Here is a 17,958-nt window from a genome sequence, read left to right as displayed (position 1 = left end):
CGCGGAACACCCACCGGCGCCACGAGCCAAAAGGACAACGATGTCTGAATCGACGATTCCCGGAACCGCCACGGTAGTGACCGGAACCGGAGCGGCAGGTCCCGCCGGAACCGCCGCACTGAGTGATCTGGAGATCGCTCAGCGGGCCACGATGCGGCCGATCGAGGAGATTGCCGCAGCGGCCGGGATCAAGGCCGAAGCCATCGAGCTCTACGGCCGGTACAAGGCCAAGATCGATCCGGCCAGGCTCGCCGCCTCGCTTGCCGGCGGAGCGGTCCGCGCCCCCGGCAAGGTGGTGCTGGTCTCCGCAATGTCGCCCACACCGGCCGGCGAAGGCAAGTCCACCACCACGGTGGGGCTGGCCGATTCCCTGGCCCGGGCCGGCCGCCGCGTGATGATCGCACTCCGCGAACCGTCGCTCGGCCCGATCCTGGGCATGAAGGGCGGCGCCACCGGCGGCGGCTATTCGCAGGTGCTGCCGATGGATGAGATCAACCTGCACTTCACCGGCGATTTCCACGCCGTCACCTCGGCGAACAACGCCCTGATGGCCCTCGTGGACAACCACATCTACCAGGGCAACGAATTGAACATCGACCCGCGCCGGATGACCTTCAAGCGCGTGCTGGACATGAACGACCGGTCCCTGCGGGAGGTCGTGATCGGCCTCGGCGGCCCCACGCAGGGAATCCCCCGGCAGGACGGCTTCGACATCACGGTGGCCTCGGAGATCATGGCGGTGTTCTGCCTCGCCACCGACCTGAACGACCTCCGGGAACGGCTCGGACGGATCACCTTCGGCTACACCTATGACCGGGAGCCGGTCACAGTGGCCCAGCTGGGGGTCCAGGGGGCGCTGACCATGCTGCTCAAGGACGCCCTCAAACCGAACCTGGTGCAGACCATCGCCGGCACCCCTGCCCTGGTCCACGGCGGACCGTTCGCCAACATCGCCCACGGCTGCAATTCCCTGATCGCCACCCAGACCGCCCGCAGCCTGGCCGACATCGTCGTCACCGAGGCCGGCTTCGGCGCCGACCTGGGCGCGGAAAAGTACATGGACATCAAGGCCCGCGTCGCCGACGTCGCGCCGTCCGCCGTCGTCGTGGTCGCGACGATCCGCGCCCTGAAAATGCACGGCGGCGTCGCCAAGGACCGACTCAAGGAGCCCAACCTCGACGCGCTGGCCGCCGGCGTCGTAAATCTTCAGCGCCACGTCCGGAACGTGGAGAAGTTTGGCATCACCCCGGTGGTGGCGATCAACCGGTTCGCCACGGACACCCCCGAGGAGCTGGACTGGCTGCTGGAGTGGTGCGCCGCGGCGGGGGTCCAGGCGGCCGTGGCCGATGTCTGGGGCCGCGGCGGGGGCGGCGACGGCGGCGACGAACTCGCGGCCAAGGTCGCCGCGGCCATTGACGCGCCGCATACCTTCCGGCATCTGTACCCGCTGGAGATGTCGGTGGAGGACAAGATCCGGACGATTGTGCAGGAGATCTACGGCGCCGACGGGGTGGATTTCTCCGTCCCGGCGCTCAAGCGGCTTGCGGAGATCGAGAAGAACGGCTGGTCGGGATTCCCGGTCTGCATGGCAAAGACCCAGTATTCCTTTAGCGACGACGCGGGCAGGCTCGGCGCCCCGAAGGGATTCACCGTGCACGTCCGCGACCTCATCCCCAAAACCGGCGCAGGCTTCATCGTGGCCCTCACCGGGGCGGTCATGACGATGCCGGGACTGCCCAGGGAGCCCGCGGCGATGCGCATGGACGTCGACGCCGAAGGCAACCCCGTCGGCCTCTTCTAAACCCTCCCTCAGATCCGGCGTCCCACCAGGCGACGCTCCCTCAGATCCGGCGGAAGGCCACCCGACGCTCCCTCAGATCCGGCGTCCCACCAGGCGACGCTCCCTCACGTCTGGCGGAGTGCCTGCGCGGCGGCGCCCGTACCGGACCTGCCGCTGCGGAGGCGCGCCCGGGTCAACTGTGGATAACTTCTGCGAGGTTCATCAAATGGGTTCACAATGCCAGCATGAGAACGCGAACGGAGCTTCCCGGTCAACTCGGCGCAGCACCATTCACCGTCGCCGCTGCCAAGTCGCTGGGAGTGCCGAGAGCCAGGCTCAGACGGCCCGATGTCAGTCATGTCAGCCGGGGTCTCTACCGGCCAGCGGAGTGGAGCTTCGAGTTGGAGGCTGCGGCGCGCGCTCTGTCCGCCGCTTCGCCCGGTGCCTGGATCTCGCACGTAACGGCCGCCAGGCTTCGATGTCAGCTCCTGCCTCCATGGCTCTCGGACTCGGAAGAGTTGCACCTGAGCAAGCCGCGAGCGCTGCCCGAGGTCCGGCGCAAGGGCATTACCGGCCACACCGTTCTGGCTTGGGATGACGAAGTCGAAACTGCGGATGGCATCCGGATCAGCACACGTCCGAGGACGTGGCTCGACCTCGCCCGACGGTTGAGCCTATCCGAACTGGTCTGCATGGGAGACGAGCTCATTCGGGTTCCCCGGTTGGGCTTAGAGGGACGGAGTGAGCCCTTCGCGACCATCGATGGGATGCGCTCGATGGTGAGCCGCCACCCGAATCTGCAGGGAATAGTCCGCGCCAGGGCGGCACTGGACCTGATACGCGTGGGATCCGACTCAGCCCCGGAGACGCTCCTGCGCCTGGCCATGTGCGAAGCCGGTCTCCCCGAGCCGGAGCTGCAGCTCCCGTTGCGCCCGGAAAGACCGGTTTCCCCGACGGCAGACCTTGGCTATCGCCGCCGTCGGCTGGCCATACAGTACGACGGCGGGCACCACCTTCTCCCCGAACAGATCTTCAGCGACCGCCGCCGCGACAAGGCCTTCGAAGCAGCGGGATGGACAGTGCTCGTCCTGACAAAAGATGACCTCGCAGACGGCTTTACGAGCGCCACCGCCAAGATCAAGCGAGTTCTCCGCGCCGCGTACCTCAGCTCGCCGGCCGCTGCTGGCTTTGTCGGTCCAGTCTGAGAGGGCAATTCACTGGTTCCCCTAATGTGCGGAAGGAGGCAATCGACCGTACGTGAGGGTTCGATTAGAGACTCACACCGAAAACCGAACGCTCCCGCACCAATGGGTGCGGGAGCGTCCGGTTGAAACGCGCCAAAGCTGCGGGAGCGTCCGGGTGGAACGCGCCAAAGCTGCGGGAGCGTCCGGGTGGAACGCGCCAAAGCTGCGGGAGCGTTGGAGGGGGTGGTGGGGGCGGGGTTAGCGCTCGAGGTCGCCGCGGATGAAGGCCTCGACCTTGTCGCGGGCGAGGTCGTCGTTGAACTGCTCCGGCGGGGACTTCATGAAGTAGCTCGACGCCGAGAGCAGCGGGCCGCCGATGCCGCGGTCCAAGCCGATCTTGGCGGCGCGGATGGCGTCGATGATCACGCCGGCGGAGTTGGGCGAGTCCCAGACCTCCAGCTTGTACTCGAGCGACACCGGGGCGTCGCCGAAGTTGCGGCCCTCGAGGCGGACGAAGGCCCATTTGCGGTCATCGAGCCACTGGACGTAGTCGGACGGGCCGATGTGCACGTCACGCGGCGCGATCTCGGCTTCGACGTTGGAGGTGACGGCCTGCGTCTTGGAGATCTTCTTGGACTCGAGGCGGTCGCGTTCCAGCATGTTCTTGAAGTCCATGTTGCCGCCGACGTTCAGCTGGTAGGTGCGGTCCAGTGTGACGCCGCGGTCCTCGAACAGCTTGGCCATGACGCGGTGCGTGATGGTCGCGCCGATCTGGCTCTTGATGTCATCGCCCACAATCGGGACACCGGCGGCGGTGAACTTGTCCGCCCAGGCCTTGGTCCCGGCGAGGAAGACCGGCAGGGCGTTGACGAAGCCAACTCCGGCGTCGATCGCGCACTGGGCGTAGAACTCCGCGGCTTCCTGCGACCCGACCGGCAGGTAGCAGACCATCACGTCGACCTTGGCGTCCTTGAGGGCCCGGACGACGTCGACCGGCTCTTCCGTGGACTGCTCGATGGTCTCGAGGTAGTACTTGCCGAGCCCGTCCAGGGTCGGGCCGCGCTGGACGGTGACGCCGGTCGGCGGGACATCGGCGATCTTGATGGTGTTGTTTTCGCTGGCCAGGATGGCGTCGGCGAGGTCCAGGCCCACCTTCTTGCCGTCGACGTCGAACGCGGCGACGAACTGGACGTCGTTGACGTGGTACTGGCCGAACTCCACATGCATCAGCCCCGGAATCGTGGCTTTGGGGTCGGCATCCCGGTAGTACTCGACGCCCTGGACCAGCGAAGTGGCACAGTTACCTACGCCGACGATTGCAACACGAATCGGATGTGAAGACACGGAGCTCCTTTAATACAAACTTCTGATGCCTGGCGCGGCTGCGCACTGCTGCGCGGCGGCGGCTGACGGGCATGGCGCCGTACGGCGCCCTTAGTATTCTAGTCAACCGCGCCGGCGGGCTGCTTGTTCCCGCCTGCCGGCGCCGTTTTTGTTACTCGCGGGCTGCGCTTACTCGCGGGCTGCGCTTACTTGCGAGGCCGTCCAGGTTACTTCTGGGCCCACAGGTTGATGCCAGATTCGACGGCGAACTCGTCAATCGCCGTCAGTTCGGCCGCGCTGAAGTCGAGGTTGTTGATCGCCGACAGGCTGTCCTCGAGCTGGCGGACGCTGGACGCGCCGACGAGGGCGGAGGTCACGGAAGAGCCCCGGCCCTGCTCCCGCAGGATCCAGGCGATGGCCATCTGCGCGAGGGTCTGGCCGCGGCCTTCGGCGATCCGGTGCAGGCCGCGCACCCGGTCCAGCTTGTCCTCGGTGATGCTGTTTTCGTCCAGCGACTTCTCCTGCGCCGCGCGGGACTCGGCCGGGATCCCGTCCAGGTAGCGGTCGGTCAGCATGCCCTGCGCCAGCGGCGAGAACGCGATCGAGCCCGCCCCGACCTGGTCCAGCACCTCATACAGGTTGGGGCTGCCGTTTTCGGTCCAGCGGTTCAGCATGGAGTAGCTCGGCTGGTGGATCAGCAGCGGGGTGCCGAGTTCCTTCAGGATCCGGGCCGCCTCAAGGGTCTGCTCCGGGGTGTAGGAGGAGATGCCCGCGTACAGGGCCTTCCCGGACCGGACGGCGGAGTCCAGCGCGCCCATGGTTTCCTCCATCGGCGTCCTCGGGTCCGGGCGGTGGCTGTAGAAGATGTCCACGTAATCCAGGCCCATCCGGTTCAGCGACTGGTCCAGGCTGGCGAGCAGGTATTTCCGCGAGCCCCAGTTGCCGAACGGGCCCGGCCACATGTCGTAGCCGGCCTTGGTGGAGATGATGAGCTCGTCCCGGTAGGGCGCGAAGTCGTCCTTGAGGTGGCGGCCGAAGTTGGTTTCCGCGGAACCGGCCAGCGGCCCGTAGTTGTTCGCCAGGTCGAAGTGGTTGACGCCGAGGTCGAAGGCCCGGCGCAGGATGGCCCGCTGGGTTTCGAACGGCTTGTCGTCGCCGAAGTTGTGCCACAGGCCAAGCGAAATGGCCGGGAGCCTCAGGCCGCTGCGGCCCACGCGGCGGTACGGCATAGTGTCGTACCGGGTCTCTGCTGGAACATAAGTCATGGGTACGGTCCTGTCTATTTCGTGATGATGGCGGCGCTGTGGCCGGGCAGGTCGATCTGGCCGGCGTGGAGGCTGACGCCGTCGTCGGTGGCCAGCGCGAGCGAGGCGCCGGAAACGGCGATCCGGCACGGTTCGGCGGAGAAGTTCATCGCCACCTCGACACTGCCGCGGCGCAGCCGGAGCCAGCGGTCGGTTTCGCTGAAGGCCACCGCGGTGTCCTCGAAGCCGAGGCCGGCGAGCTCCGGCGTCGAGCGGCGCAGCGCGATCAGCTTCCGGTACAGCTCCAGCAGGCGGGCGTGGTCACCCTCGGCGGCTTCAGCCCAGTTGAGCTTGGAGCGGGTGAAGGTCTCCGGGTCCTGCGGGTCGGGCACGACGGCGGGGTCCCAGCCCATCCGCTCGAACTCCCGGATCCGGCCCTCGGCGGTGGCCTTCCCGAGTTCCGGTTCCGGGTGCGAGGTGAAGAACTGCCACGGTGTGCTGGCCCCGTATTCCTCGCCCATAAAGAGCATCGGCGTGAACGGCGAGGTCAGGATCGCGACGGCGGCGAGCGCCAGCTGCCCGTAGCCCAGGGTCTGGGACAGCCGGTCGCCGGTGGCCCGGTTGCCGATCTGGTCGTGGTTCTGGCTGCAGACCACGAGGGCGGCCGGGTGGACAGCGGCCGTGTTGATGGGCCGGCCGTGGTGCCGGCCGCGGAAGCTGGAGTAGCTCCCGTCATGGAAGAACCCGTCAACCAGGACCTTCGCCAGCGCCCCGATGGAGCCGAAATCCTCGTAGTAGCCCGTTGTCTCGCCGCTGACGTTGACGTGGACGGCGTGGTGGAAGTCATCGCTCCACTGTCCGGCCAGGCCGTAGCCGTTGACCTCCCGCGGGTAGAGCAGCCGCGGGTCGTTAAGGTCCGATTCGGCGATCATCGTGGCGGGGCGTCCGGTTTCGGCGGAGACCTGGTCCGCGAGCACACCGAACTCCTCCAGCAGGTGGATGGCCCGCTCGTCCTTGAAGGCGTGCACGGCATCGAGACGCAGCCCGTCGACATGGTAGTCGCGCAGCCACATGGCGGCGTTCTCGAGGATGTAGCGGCGCACGACGTCGGAGCCGGAGCCGTCGAGGTTGACCGAGTCGCCCCAGGTGTTGCCCTCCCCCGACTTCAGGTACGGTCCGAAGCGTCCGAGGTAGTTTCCGCTGGGTCCGAGGTGGTTATAGACCACGTCCTGGATGACGCCGAGCCCGGCGGCGTGGGCGGCGTCGACGAAGCGCTGGTACGCCGCGGGTCCGCCGTAGCCTTCGTGTACGGCGTACCAGAGGACACCGTCGTAGCCCCAGTTGTGGGTGCCGTTGAAGCCGTTCACCGGCAGCAGCTCCACAAAGTCGACGCCGAGTTCCGCCAGGTAATCGAGCTTCCCGATCGCCGCATCCAGGGTGCCCTCGGGAGTGAAGGTGCCCAGGTGCAGCTCATAGATCACGGCGCCCTGCAACCCGCGGCCCTGCCACTGCCCGTCCGCCCACTCGTGGCTGCCGGCGTCGAAGGTCCGCGACAGGGCGTGGACGCCCTCGGGCTGCCGCCGCGACCGGGGGTCCGGCAGCGGCGTGGTGTCCCCGTCGAGCAGGTAGCCATAGTCCACGTCCCCGGAGGCCGGGGCGTCCGGCGCGGTCCACCAGCCACCGGAGCCGTCGCCGCCGGTGATCCGGTCCATCGGGTACTCCTGGCCGCCGGCGAGCAGCGTGATGGTCTGCGCGTCCGGCGCCCAGACGTTGAAGCGGTCGGTTCCGTGTGCAGGCAAAGTCATGGCGTGTTTCCGTTCCCCGGTTGTGCTTGTCAGTCGGGTTTCTCAGTCGGTGCGGTCAGTAGTCGCGGTAGATTGTGCAGGCATGCGGCGCTTAGGCGGTGGGCACCAGCAGGGCCACCGGGTAGCTGGCCAGGATCTCGGCCAGCGGCACGGAGCCGGCGCCGAAGGTCTTCCCGGTCAGCTCGTCCGCCATCTCCACCGCCAGGTCGACGGCGGTGTCCCGCCAGCCGCCCTGCCGTTCCAGCCCGCGGGGCAGCCGGGTGGCGAGCGTGAGCGCACCGGCGGCCGCGGCGCTGCCGCGGTCAAAGCCGACCAGGTGCCCGGCGGCCGGCCCGGTCGCTGCGACCGGGCGGTAGCCGGTGAACAGCTCCGGGCGGTCCCGGCGCAGGCGCAGCGCCCGCGAGGTGACCAGAAGTTTCGCGCTCTCTTCCGTGTACGACGCCGGGGGTTCCCCGGCGTCGAGCGCTGCCAGCGCCGCGCGGCGCGCCGCGTAGTCGACCGGCCGGCGGTTGTCCGGGTCCGTCAGCGACCGGTCCCAGAACTCGGTGCCCTGGTAGACGTCCGGGACCCCGGGCATGGTCAGCTGCACCAGCTTGGCCCCGAGTGAGTTGACCGCACCGTTGGGCGCCAGCAGCTCCACGAGGGATTCCAGTTCGGCCTGGACCGCCGGGTTGTCAAAGACCGCGTCGACGGCGGCGGTGAGCTGTTTCTCGAACGCCTCGTCCGGGTCCAGCCAGTCGGTCGAGTTCCCGGCCTCGCGGGCCGCCTTCATCGCGAAGTACTGCAGGCGTTCACGGTCCGCGGGCCAGGCACCGGCAACGGCCTGCCACAGCAGGCTCGCCAGCGGCCCGTCGGGCAGCGGCGCCAGGTCCTGCAGCCGGGCCAGGGTGGCCTGCCACTCGGCTGGCAGCTCCGCGAGGACGGAGATCCGGGCGCGGGTGTCTTCGCTGCGTTTGGTGTCGTGGGTGCTCAGCGTGGTCATGGACAACGGGAGTTCGGCCTGCCGGCGGATCATCCGGGCATGGAATTCCTCCGGTGCGACGGAGAATTCGGTGGGATCGGCCCCCACCTCCGTCAGCGTGCCCAGCCGGGTGTACCGGAAGAACGCGGTGTCCTCCACGCCCTTGGCCATGACCATGCCGGAGGTCTGCTGGAAGCGGCGCCCCAGTTCGGCACCGGCCGCCGGACCGGCGTCGAGCAGCAGCGGCAGCAGCAGCCCGACGGCGCCGGCCAGCTCGGGACGACGGCGGACGGCGAGTTCGCACGCCTCCCGCAGGACGTCCGCGCCCACCGGAAGGTAGCTGCGGTAGACCGGGAAGGCGGCGATGATTTCGGAGAGCGCGTCGGCAGCCGCTTCGACCGTGAGGCCGGCGCCGGGCGGCACCAGCCGCGCCAGCCGGAGCATCTCGGAGTGCAGGATGCCGTCGGTGATCCGGCGCTTGGTGCCCCGGATCATGTTCTCGTAGTCGGCGGGCTGGCCGCCGCGCAGTTCGGCGTCGAGCGCGTCGAGCGCGTCCTGCCCGGCGGGGTCGACGAACAGCCGGTCCACGTCCGCGAGGGCGTCGTAGCCGGTGGTTCCCTCGCAGTCGAAGCTGGCCGGGAGCACCTCCCCCGGCTCGAGGATCTTTTCGACCAGCAGGTAGCTGCCGCCGGTGACCTCGCGGAGCCGGCGCAGGTAGCCTTCCGGGTCGGCCAGGCCGTCCGGGTGGTCGATCCGGAGTCCGTCGACCAGGCCTTCGCGGAACCAGCGGACGATCTCGGCGTGGGCCTCGTCGAAGACCTCCGGCAGCTCGACCCGGATGCCGGCGAGGCTGTTGACCGCGAAGAACCTGCGGTAGTTCAGCTCGTTGTCGGCCCGGCGCCAGCCGATCAGCTCGTAGTGCTGCCGGTCGTGGACGGCCCGCGGGTCGTCCCCCTCGGTGTAGCTTCCCTCGGCGAGCGGGAAACGGTGGTCGTAGTACCGCAGCTCCCCGTCCTTGATTTCCAGCGCGTCGACGTCGGAGTCGGAGCCCAGCACGGGGATCCGGATCCGGCCGCCGCCGAAGTCCCAGTCGACGTCGAACGCCGCGGCATAGCGGGACAGCTGCCCTTCCTTGAGCAGCGACCACCACCACGGATTCTGGACCGGGGTGGCGACGCCGACATGGTTGGGCACGATGTCCACGAGCACACCCAGGCCGGCGTCCCGCGCCGCCTGCGACGCCGCGGCCAGGCCCTCGGCGCCGCCGCGGTCCGGGTCGATCAGGGAGGGGTCGGTGACGTCATAGCCGTGGTCCGAGCCCTTCTCCGCGGTCAGGATCGGCGAGAGGTAAATCCAGTCCACCCCAAGCGACTTCAGGTAGGGCACGGTCTCGGCAGCATCCTGGAGGGTGAAGCCGGGCCGGACCTGCAGCCGGTAGGTCGAGACGGGGGTCCTCATTTGGCGGCAGCCTTCGCCGCAGTCTCAGCGGCCTCGGCCTGTGATTCCGCCATCTCCCCGAGGGCGTCCTCGTGCTCGGCCATGGAGGCCAGCGACGCGGCCGCGGAGTAATCCACCTCAACCTCGGGGCCGGAGTGGGCGCGGAGCACCACCATGGATTTGGCGGCCAGTTTCAGCACCGACTGTGCCTTGAGCGGCTCGCCGGTGTTGGTCTGGTCCGAGGTGTCCACCAGGACGTCCCAGAACGGTGAGTACTCCTCCGCCGGCAGGGTAAAGTCCACGTCGTCGTCGTGGGCGTTGAACCCGAGCAGGAAGCTGTCGTCGGTGATCCGGCGGCCGCGGGAGTCCTGCTCCTGGATCCCGTGGCCGTTGTAGAACACGCCGATGGTGCGGCCGAAGCCGCTGCCCCAGTCCTCCGGGAGCATTTCGGTGCCCTCCGGTGTCAGCCAGACGATGTCGGGCAGCTTCTCGCCCTCGCCGCGGCGGACCGGGCGGCCGTCGAAGAAGCGGCTGCGCCGGAACGTCGGGTGGTCGTGGCGGATCTTGTTGACGACGGCGGTGAATTCCACCAGCGGCTGGTCCATGGCTTCCCAGTGGATCCAGCTCAGTTCGGAGTCCTGGCAGTAGGTGTTGTTGTTGCCCTGCTGGGTGCGGCCGAGTTCGTCACCGTGCAGCAGCATCGGGACGCCCTGCGAGAGCAGCAGGGTGGCGATGAAGTTGCGCTGCTGCCGGGCGCGGAGGGTCAGGACGCGTTCGTTGTCGGTGTCTCCTTCCTCGCCGCAGTTCCACGAGCGGTTGTGCGATTCGCCGTCGTTGTTGCCTTCGCCGTTGGCGTCGTTGTGCTTCTCGTTGTAGGAGACGAGGTCGCGCATGGTGAAGCCGTCGTGGGCGGTGACGAAGTTGATCGAGGCCACCGGGCGGCGCGCCGAGCTTTCGTACAGGTCCGCGGAGCCGGTCAGGCGGGAGGCGAATTCGCCCAGGGTGGACGGCTCGCCGCGCCAGAAGTCGCGGACCGTGTCGCGGTATTTGCCGTTCCATTCGGTCCACTGCGGCGGGAAGTTGCCCACCTGGTAGCCGCCCGGGCCGATGTCCCAGGGCTCGGCGATCAGCTTGACCTGGGAGACCACCGGATCCTGCTGGATGAGCTCGAAGAAAGTGGACAGCTTGTCGACGTCGTAGAACTCGCGGGCCAGGGTGGAGGCGAGGTCGAAGCGGAAGCCGTCGACGTGCATGTCCAGCACCCAGTAGCGCAGGGAGTCCATCAGCAGCTGGAGCGAGTGCGGGTGCCGGACGTTGAGCGAGTTGCCGGTGCCGGTGTAGTCCATGTAGTGCTTCAGGTCGTCGTCGACGAGGCGGTAGTAGGCCTGGTTGTCGATGCCCTTGAAGGACAGCGTGGGGCCGAGGTGGTTGCCTTCCGCGGTGTGGTTGTAGACCACGTCCAGGATCACCTCGATGCCTGCCTTGTGCAGGTCGCGGACCATGGCCTTGAACTCCTGGACCTGGTGTCCGACGTCGCCCGAGGAGCTGTAGGTGTTTTGCGGGGCGAAGAAGCCGATGGTGTTGTAGCCCCAGTAGTTGTTGAGGCCCTTCTCTTCGAGGGTGCCGTCGTTGACGAACTGGTGGACCGGCATGAGCTCGATCGCGGTCACGCCGAGCTTCTTCAGGTGGTCAATCACCGCCGGGTGTGACACGCCGGCGTAGGTGCCGCGCTGCTCTTCGGGGATCTCCGGGTGCAGCTCGGTCAGGCCCTTGACGTGGGCCTCGTAGATGACCGATTCGTGGTACGGGATGCGCAGCAGGCGGTCGCCGTCCCAGTCGAAGAACGGGTTGATCACGACACCGTGCATGGTGTGCGGGGCCGAGTCTGCGTCGTTGCGGGAGTCGGGGTCGCCGAACTCGTAGGTGAAAAGCGCCGGATCCCAGTCGATCTGGCCCTGGACGGCCTTGACGTACGGGTCAAGGAGCAGCTTGTTCGGGTTGAAGCGGTCTCCGTGCTCGGGCGCGTACGGGCCGTGGACCCGGTAGCCGTACTTCTGCCCCGGCTGGATGTGCGGCAGGTAGCAGTGCCACACGTAGCCGTCCACCTCGGTCAGCTCAATCCGTGTCTCGCTCAGGTCATCGGCAAGGATGCAGAGCTCCACCCGCTCGGCACGTTCGCTGAACAGGGCAAAGTTCGTGCCAGTGCCGTCAAAGGTTGCTCCCAGCGGGTACGCCGTTCCGGGCCAGACTTCCATGTGTTCTCCTCGTGCATAAGCGGACAATCTCTAGACAGACTACTTGTAAGTAGGGTGATCATCCCGATCGGGGCGGTTCGTGGGCTCTGCGGTACACCCTCCGCAGCACCTCCGGGACGGCCTCGGCGATGCCGCCCGCGGTCACCGGCGCACCGCCGGAGGCGAGGCTCCCGGCCCGGCCGTGGACGCTGGCGGCCAGCGCCGCGATGGCGGCCCATCTTGCGTCGGGATCGATGCCACGTTCACCGAAGCGGCCGACGTCGGCACCCAGTTGGGCAAGCAGTGCGCCGATAATTCCTGCCAGCACGTCGCCGCTGCCGGCCGTGGCCAGCCACGGCGTCGCCTCGGCCTGGCTGTAGAAGTCCTGGAACGGGGAGGCAACCAGGGTGGTCGCTCCCTTCAGCAGCACCGTGGCTTCGGTCAGACCGGCAGCCCGCCGCACGGCGCCCAGGGTGGATGCCTCCACTGCCGAGCGGTCCAGGTCGACCCCGAGTCGCTGCAGCAATGACGCCAGTTCGCCAGCGTGGGGTGTCAGGATTACTTGCGGGGCCAGCACGTCCGGAAGGGCCGGCAATGCGCCGGCGTCGGCGATCGTCGGCAGGCCCGAGTCTGCCGCGTCGCGGGCCCGCTGCAACTGCAGCTCATCGGAGTCATCCAGCCCGGAGCCCACGAGCCAGGCCTGGACATGCGTATCGGCCACGGTTCCGTTGCTGCACACAATCTCAGGGCACGCCTGGCGGACGAGATCTGCGACGTCTGGCGGTCCAAGGTATCGCACCATCCCGACGCCGGCCGCCAGGGCGCCCTTGCAGGCCAGCACAGCGGCGCCGGGATAAGCAGCGGAGCCTGCGACCACCCCAAGCACTCCCCGTGAGTACTTGTGCGCACGCCGCTCCGGCCGGGGCAGCAGGGCGGAAAGATCCTCGGTCTCAAGGCGTTGCAGGGCCGGCCAAGGGAGCCCGGCCTCGATTCCGATCGGAACCACGTGCACGCGGCCGGCGAAGTCCGCCCCGGGATCGGCCAGCAGTCCGGCCTTGGCCGCTCCGAAGCTCACCGTCAGCTCCGCCTGGAGCACGGGAGCATGGGCTTCTCCGGTGTCGGCGTCCACGCCGCTGGGAATGTCGCAGGCCACCACGAGCCCGGGACGGGAGCGCCCCAGCGCCTCGATCAGCTCAGCGGCCGGGCCACGGAGCCCGCCCTGCGCGCCGGTGCCGAGAACTGCGTCAATCACGACGCCGGACGCGGCGGCGGCCGCCGCCGCTTCGCCGACGTTGCCGATCGTCAGTCGGATCGCCCGGCCACCGGCCTTTTCAAAGGCCGCAAGTCCCTCCGGGTGGGCGTCGCCGGCGGTGAGGACCGCCGTCGTCCGCATACCGCGGCGGGCGAGCAGGGCGGCGGCGAAGAGCCCGTCGCCGCCGTTGTTGCCCTTGCCGGCGAGGACGGTGACGCTGGCGCCGTAGATCCGCCCGCGGCCGCGCCGCAGTTCATGGACCACGGCGTTGGCCAGTCCGTAGGCGGCGCGCTGCATCAGAACAGCGCCCACACCGTTCTCCAGAAAGCTCTTTTCAGTCGCTCGTATCTGGGTTCCGGTGTAGGCGCTGATCATGGTTTTGGTCCATTCGCGGTGCAGTCGCTGCGGGAAAGTCCGGCTGTGGCCGGGCCCGTAATACTCAGCCTTCGGCGATGACGGTCGCCGTGGCGATGCCGCCGTCGTGGCTGATCGAGAGGTGCCAGCGCTTGACGCCCTTCGATTCGGCGACGGCCAGCACGGTGCCCTTGATCTGGACGGTCGGCCCGTTCTGGTCCAGCCCGATCCAGCAGTCCTGCCAGTTCATGCCGGCCGGGGCGCCGAGGACCTTGGCCACGGCCTCCTTGGCGGCGAACCGGGCGGCGAGGGACCGCGTGTTCAGCTCGCGTTCCGCGGGGACGAACAGCCGGTCGCGCAGCCCGGGGGTGCGCTCCAGTTGCCGGCCGAACCGTTCAATGTCTACGACGTCTACGCCAATGCCAACAATCATGGCGTTATTCTACGGTCACGCTCTTGGCCAGGTTGCGAGGCTGGTCGACGTCGTAACCCTTGGCGGACGCCAGGGCCAGGGCAAAGATCTGCAGCGGGACCGTGCTCAGCAGCGGCGCCAGCAGCGTCGGGGTCTCCGGGATGTAGAAGACGTGCTCGGCGTAGGCCTTGACGGCCTCGTCGCCTTCTTCCGCGATCACGATCGTCTTGGCGCCGCGGGCCCGGACTTCCTGGATGTTGGAGACAACCTTGGCGTGCAGCGAGTCCCGGCCGCGCGGTGAGGGAACCACCACGATGACGGGCTGGCCCTCCTCGATCAGCGCGATCGGGCCGTGCTTGAGTTCGCCGGCGGCGAAGCCCTCGGCGTGGATGTAGGCGAGCTCCTTGAGCTTGAGCGCCCCCTCCATCGCCACCGGGAACCCGACGTGGCGGCCCAGGAACAGCACCGACTTGGCGTCGGCCATGGACGTGCCGAGTTCCTTGATCTGCGCCTCGTTGTCGAGGATCCGCTGGATCTTCCCGGGGATCTTGTTCAGGTCCGCGAGGATGTCCTTGATCTCGCCCTGGAACTTGTTGCCGCGCAGCTGGGCCAGGTAGAGGCCCAGGAGGTAGGCGGCGGTGATCTGCGCCAGGAAGGCCTTGGTGGAGGCGACGGCGATTTCCGGGCCGGCGTGGGTGTAGAGCACGGCGTCGGATTCGCGCGGGATGGTGGAGCCGTTGGTGTTGCAGATCGAGACCGTCTTGGCGCCCTGTTCCTTGGCGTAGCGGACGGCCATCAGGGTGTCCATGGTCTCGCCGGACTGGGAGATCGAGACGATCAGGGTGTTCTTGTCGACGATCGGGTCGCGGTACCGGAATTCGTGGGAAAGCTCGACCTCGGTGGCGATCCGGCACCAGTGCTCGATTGCGTACTTGGCGACCTGTCCGGCGTAGGCGGAGGTGCCGCAGGCCAGAACGATGATCTTGTCGACGTGCTTGAGCAGTTCCGGGTCAACCCGGAGCTCGTCGAGGGTCAGTTTGCCGTTGATGTCGGAGCGGCCCAGCAGGGTCTGCAGGACGGCGTCCGGCTGGTCGTGGATTTCTTTTTCCATGAAGGACGGGAAGCCGCCCTTTTCCGCCGAGGCCGGGTCCCAGTCGACGTGGTATTCCTTGCCTTCGGCCGGGGCGCCGTAGAAGTCGGTGATTTCCACGGTGTCGGCGGTGATGGTGACGATCTGGTCCTGGCCGAGTTCGACGGCGCGGCGCGTGTAGTCGATGAAGCCGGAGACGTCGGAGCCGAGGAAGTTTTCCCCGTCGCCGAGGCCGACGACGAGCGGGGAGTTGCGGCGGGCCGCCACCACGATGTCGGGCTGGTCTGCGTGGACGGCGAGCAGGGTGAAGGCGCCTTCGAGGCGCTGGCAGGCAAGCTGCATGGCCTTGGTGAGGTCGCCCTTGGACGAGCCGCCGTGGACCTGGTTCCGGTAGATGTCGCCCAGCAGCGCGGCAGCGACTTCGGTGTCGGTCTCGGACTTGAAGGTGACGCCCTTGCGGACGAGTTCAAGCTTGAGTTCGGCGAAGTTTTCGATGATGCCGTTGTGGATCACGGCCAGCCTGTCCTGATCGGCCAGATGCGGGTGCGCGTTCTGGTCCGTGGGTCCGCCGTGCGTCGCCCACCGCGTGTGGCCGATGCCGGTCAGCGAGTCCGGCAGCGGGTTGGCCTCGAGTTCACCGATCAGGTTGCTGAGTTTGCCCGACTTCTTGCGGGACGAAATCTTTCCGTCAGCGACCACGGCGATGCCTGCAGAGTCGTAGCCCCGGTATTCCAGGCGCCGCAGTCCCTCAAGGACAACGTCCAAGGCATTGTGTCCAGTATTTACCCGGCCAGCGGAGTGGCCCACATATCCAACGATTCCACACATGGACTCAAGCCTAACGGTTTCCCGGACAGCGGACGTAGCATGAACGGCCGCAAGACGCCGTTCCCCGCCCGGACTGGGCAGTCCCGGACCGCCCATTTCGCTCTCGGCCCAGCGGGGGGCAGAATCTCTAGGGTGACTTTGCAACGCAATGAAGCGAACGGCGACGGCGGCTCCCCGTTCGTGGAGCTGGACCGGCAGACCTGGTCCCGGCTCGCTGCCCAGATGGAGCAGCCCCTCAACCAGGAGGATGTGATCCGCCTCCGGGGCCTCGGCGATCCGCTGGATATGAAGGAAGTCCGCGAGGTTTACCTCCCGTTGTCCCGGCTGCTGCACCTGTATGTCGAGGCCGCGGGCCAGCTCCACGCGGCAACCACCACCTTCCTGGGCGAGCAGACCCAGCGGACACCCTTCGTGATCGGCGTCGCCGGATCGGTGGCCGTGGGCAAGTCGACCATCGCCCGCGGGCTCCGCGAAATGCTCCGCCGCTGGCCCGGCACCCCGAATGTTGAGCTGATCACCACGGACGGTTTCCTGTACCCGCTGGCGGAACTCAAGCGGCGGCAACTGCTCGAGCGCAAGGGCTTCCCGGAATCCTACGACCGCCGCGCCCTGCTCCGCTTCGTCAGCGAAGTCAAGGGCGGCGCCGAGGAAGTCCGCGCGCCCTGGTACTCCCACGTCACCTATGACATCGTCCCCGGCAAGGAAGTCGTGGTTCGCCGGCCCGACGTGCTGATCGTCGAGGGCCTGAACGTCCTGGCGCCGGCCCGGCCGCGGCATGACGGCCGGCAGGGCCTGGCGGTGAGTGACTTCTTCGATTTTTCCATCTATGTTGACGCCAAAACGTCCTACATTGAGGAGTGGTACGTGGACCGCTTCCGCAAGCTGCGGACCACCGCGTTCGCGCAGCCGGAGTCCTACTTCCACCGCTACGCCACGCTCTCGGACGGTGAGGCGGAAGAGACGGCCCGCGAGATCTGGAAGCGCATCAACGAACCAAACCTCGAGGAAAACGTGCTCCCCACGCGTGGCCGCGCGCAACTGGTCCTCACCAAGGATGCCGACCATTCCATCCGCCGCATGCTGCTCCGCAAGGTCTAGCACAGGTGTGCTACGACGCTTCCCCGGAGACTCCGGCGGCTCCGGAGTCCGTTCCCGGGCCGGAATCCCTTCCCGGCATGACCGGCCGGCGGGCCTTCAGCCGGCTGCTGCTGGCGGGAACCGGACTCGCGGCGCTGAGCGCCTGCACATCCGAAGCCGCCACGCCGCCGTCGTCGGCGTCTGTCTCAGCGACAACGACGACGGCGGGAGGCATCACGACGCGGTCGGCAACAGCCGGCGCCACGTCGTCCGCTGAGCCCCTGCCGGACAGTCCCGCCGCACCGGCACCGGGGACCACTCCGCCGGCCCTGGCGCCCTCGCCCGCCGCGCCCCGGCACTCGCTCACCGATCCGGCGAGCCCGTGGGTCATCGTAAACAAACACCGGCCGCTCTCCCCCGCCACGTATCGGCCGGCCGACCTGGTCCAGCCACGCGTGCGCCTCGCCACCTCCGGCGAAGCCGCACTGCTCAACAGCACGACGGCGGCCGCGGCGGAGCAAATGTTCACCGCCGCGGCCGGGGCCGGCGTCATCATGACGCTGGCGAGCGGCTACCGGTCCTATGCGACGCAGACGGCAACCTACAACAGCTATGTGTCCTCGCGCGGGCAGGCAGAAGCGGACACCGCCTCGGCCCGGCCCGGCTACTCCGAGCACCAGACCGGCTGGTCCTTCGACCTGGGCGACGGCAGCGGGGCCTGCAGCTTCCAGCCCTGCTTCGCCGATCAGCCGGCAGCAGTCTGGGCCAGGAACAACGCCCACCGGTTCGGCTTTGTGGTGCGCTACCCGTGGATGCTCCACCCGGTCACCGGCTACTACTACGAGCCATGGCACCTGCGCTACGTCGGGGTGGAAACGGCGACCGCGATGAACACCCGGGGCGTTGCGACCCTCGAGGAGTACTTCGGCCTCGAAGCGGCACCGGCCTACGTGTAGGGCTTTTTGTCTGAGTAGCTC

At 68.0% G+C, this 17,958-nt stretch carries 12 protein-coding genes; 4 read left to right on the top strand and 8 right to left on the bottom strand.

The features are described from left to right. Positions 1-40: 40 nt before the first annotated feature. Positions 41-1,801, top strand: coding sequence for a formate--tetrahydrofolate ligase (locus AC50X9_RS10095; RefSeq protein WP_494893056.1), 1,761 nt, complete (start codon positions 41-43; stop codon positions 1,799-1,801). A gap of 224 nt (positions 1,802-2,025) precedes the next feature. After that, a complete protein-coding gene (locus AC50X9_RS10090) occupies positions 2,026-2,985 on the top strand; it encodes an endonuclease domain-containing protein (protein ID WP_494893054.1) in 960 nt (319 codons plus the stop codon). A 237-nt stretch (positions 2,986-3,222) separates the two neighbouring features. Here AC50X9_RS10090 and AC50X9_RS10085 read toward each other — a convergent pair whose 3' ends face one another. From AC50X9_RS10085 to glmS, 8 genes are all read right to left on the bottom strand, one after another. Continuing rightward, on the bottom strand, positions 3,223-4,308 hold the full coding sequence (locus tag AC50X9_RS10085; protein WP_494893052.1) for an inositol-3-phosphate synthase: 1,086 nt from the start codon (positions 4,306-4,308) through the stop codon (positions 3,223-3,225). A 206-nt stretch (positions 4,309-4,514) separates the two neighbouring features. Beyond that, entirely contained in the window at positions 4,515-5,552 is a 1,038-nt protein-coding gene (gene mgrA / locus AC50X9_RS10080; protein WP_494893050.1) for an L-glyceraldehyde 3-phosphate reductase, read from the bottom strand. Positions 5,553-5,566: 14 nt separating this feature from the next. Continuing rightward, on the bottom strand, positions 5,567-7,336 hold the full coding sequence (treZ, locus tag AC50X9_RS10075) for a malto-oligosyltrehalose trehalohydrolase (protein WP_494893048.1): 1,770 nt from the start codon (positions 7,334-7,336) through the stop codon (positions 5,567-5,569). Positions 7,337-7,427: 91 nt separating this feature from the next. Further along, entirely contained in the window at positions 7,428-9,755 is a 2,328-nt protein-coding gene (gene treY / locus AC50X9_RS10070; protein WP_494893046.1) for a malto-oligosyltrehalose synthase, read from the bottom strand. Continuing rightward, entirely contained in the window at positions 9,752-11,989 is a 2,238-nt protein-coding gene (gene glgX / locus AC50X9_RS10065) for a glycogen debranching protein GlgX (protein WP_494893044.1), read from the bottom strand. Before glgX ends, treY begins: the two co-directional genes overlap by 4 nt. Positions 11,990-12,047: 58 nt before the next feature. After that, a complete protein-coding gene (locus tag AC50X9_RS10060; protein WP_494893042.1) occupies positions 12,048-13,595 on the bottom strand; it encodes an NAD(P)H-hydrate epimerase in 1,548 nt (515 codons plus the stop codon). A 64-nt stretch (positions 13,596-13,659) separates the two neighbouring features. Further along, on the bottom strand, positions 13,660-14,007 hold the full coding sequence (locus tag AC50X9_RS10055) for a holo-ACP synthase (protein WP_494893040.1): 348 nt from the start codon (positions 14,005-14,007) through the stop codon (positions 13,660-13,662). 4 nt (positions 14,008-14,011) lie between these two features. Then, positions 14,012-15,904, bottom strand: coding sequence for a glutamine--fructose-6-phosphate transaminase (isomerizing) (gene glmS / locus AC50X9_RS10050; RefSeq protein ID WP_494893038.1), 1,893 nt, complete (start codon positions 15,902-15,904; stop codon positions 14,012-14,014). Between the two features lie 39 nt (positions 15,905-15,943). Between glmS and coaA the strand changes: the two genes are divergently transcribed. Together coaA and AC50X9_RS10040 are read left to right on the top strand one after the other, a co-directional pair. Further along, entirely contained in the window at positions 15,944-17,002 is a 1,059-nt protein-coding gene (coaA, locus tag AC50X9_RS10045) for a type I pantothenate kinase (protein WP_494893036.1), read from the top strand. Positions 17,003-17,007: 5 nt separating this feature from the next. Next, positions 17,008-17,937, top strand: a complete 930-nt coding sequence (locus AC50X9_RS10040; protein ID WP_494893034.1) for a M15 family metallopeptidase — start codon at positions 17,008-17,010, stop codon at positions 17,935-17,937. Positions 17,938-17,958: the final 21 nt, after the last annotated feature.

This window comes from Pseudarthrobacter sp. HLT1-3 (genome assembly GCF_059383535.1).
This window is presented reverse-complemented; position numbering and strand designations above follow the sequence as displayed.

Bases quoted from the DNA above. Each gene is read 5' to 3' on its own strand.
- AC50X9_RS10095 (WP_494893056.1), top strand. From the start codon at position 41: ATGTCTGAATCGACGATTCCCGGAACCGCCACGGTAGTGACCGGAACC.
- AC50X9_RS10090 (WP_494893054.1), top strand. From the start codon at position 2,026: ATGAGAACGCGAACGGAGCTTCCCGGTCAACTCGGCGCAGCACCATTC.
- mgrA (WP_494893050.1), bottom strand. From the start codon at position 5,552: ATGACTTATGTTCCAGCAGAGACCCGGTACGACACTATGCCGTACCGC.
- treZ (WP_494893048.1), bottom strand. From the start codon at position 7,336: ATGACTTTGCCTGCACACGGAACCGACCGCTTCAACGTCTGGGCGCCG.
- treY (WP_494893046.1), bottom strand. From the start codon at position 9,755: ATGAGGACCCCCGTCTCGACCTACCGGCTGCAGGTCCGGCCCGGCTTC.
- glgX (WP_494893044.1), bottom strand. From the start codon at position 11,989: ATGGAAGTCTGGCCCGGAACGGCGTACCCGCTGGGAGCAACCTTTGAC.
- AC50X9_RS10060 (WP_494893042.1), bottom strand. From the start codon at position 13,595: ATGATCAGCGCCTACACCGGAACCCAGATACGAGCGACTGAAAAGAGC.
- AC50X9_RS10055 (WP_494893040.1), bottom strand. From the start codon at position 14,007: ATGATTGTTGGCATTGGCGTAGACGTCGTAGACATTGAACGGTTCGGC.
- glmS (WP_494893038.1), bottom strand. From the start codon at position 15,904: ATGTGTGGAATCGTTGGATATGTGGGCCACTCCGCTGGCCGGGTAAAT.
- coaA (WP_494893036.1), top strand. From the start codon at position 15,944: ATGAACGGCCGCAAGACGCCGTTCCCCGCCCGGACTGGGCAGTCCCGG.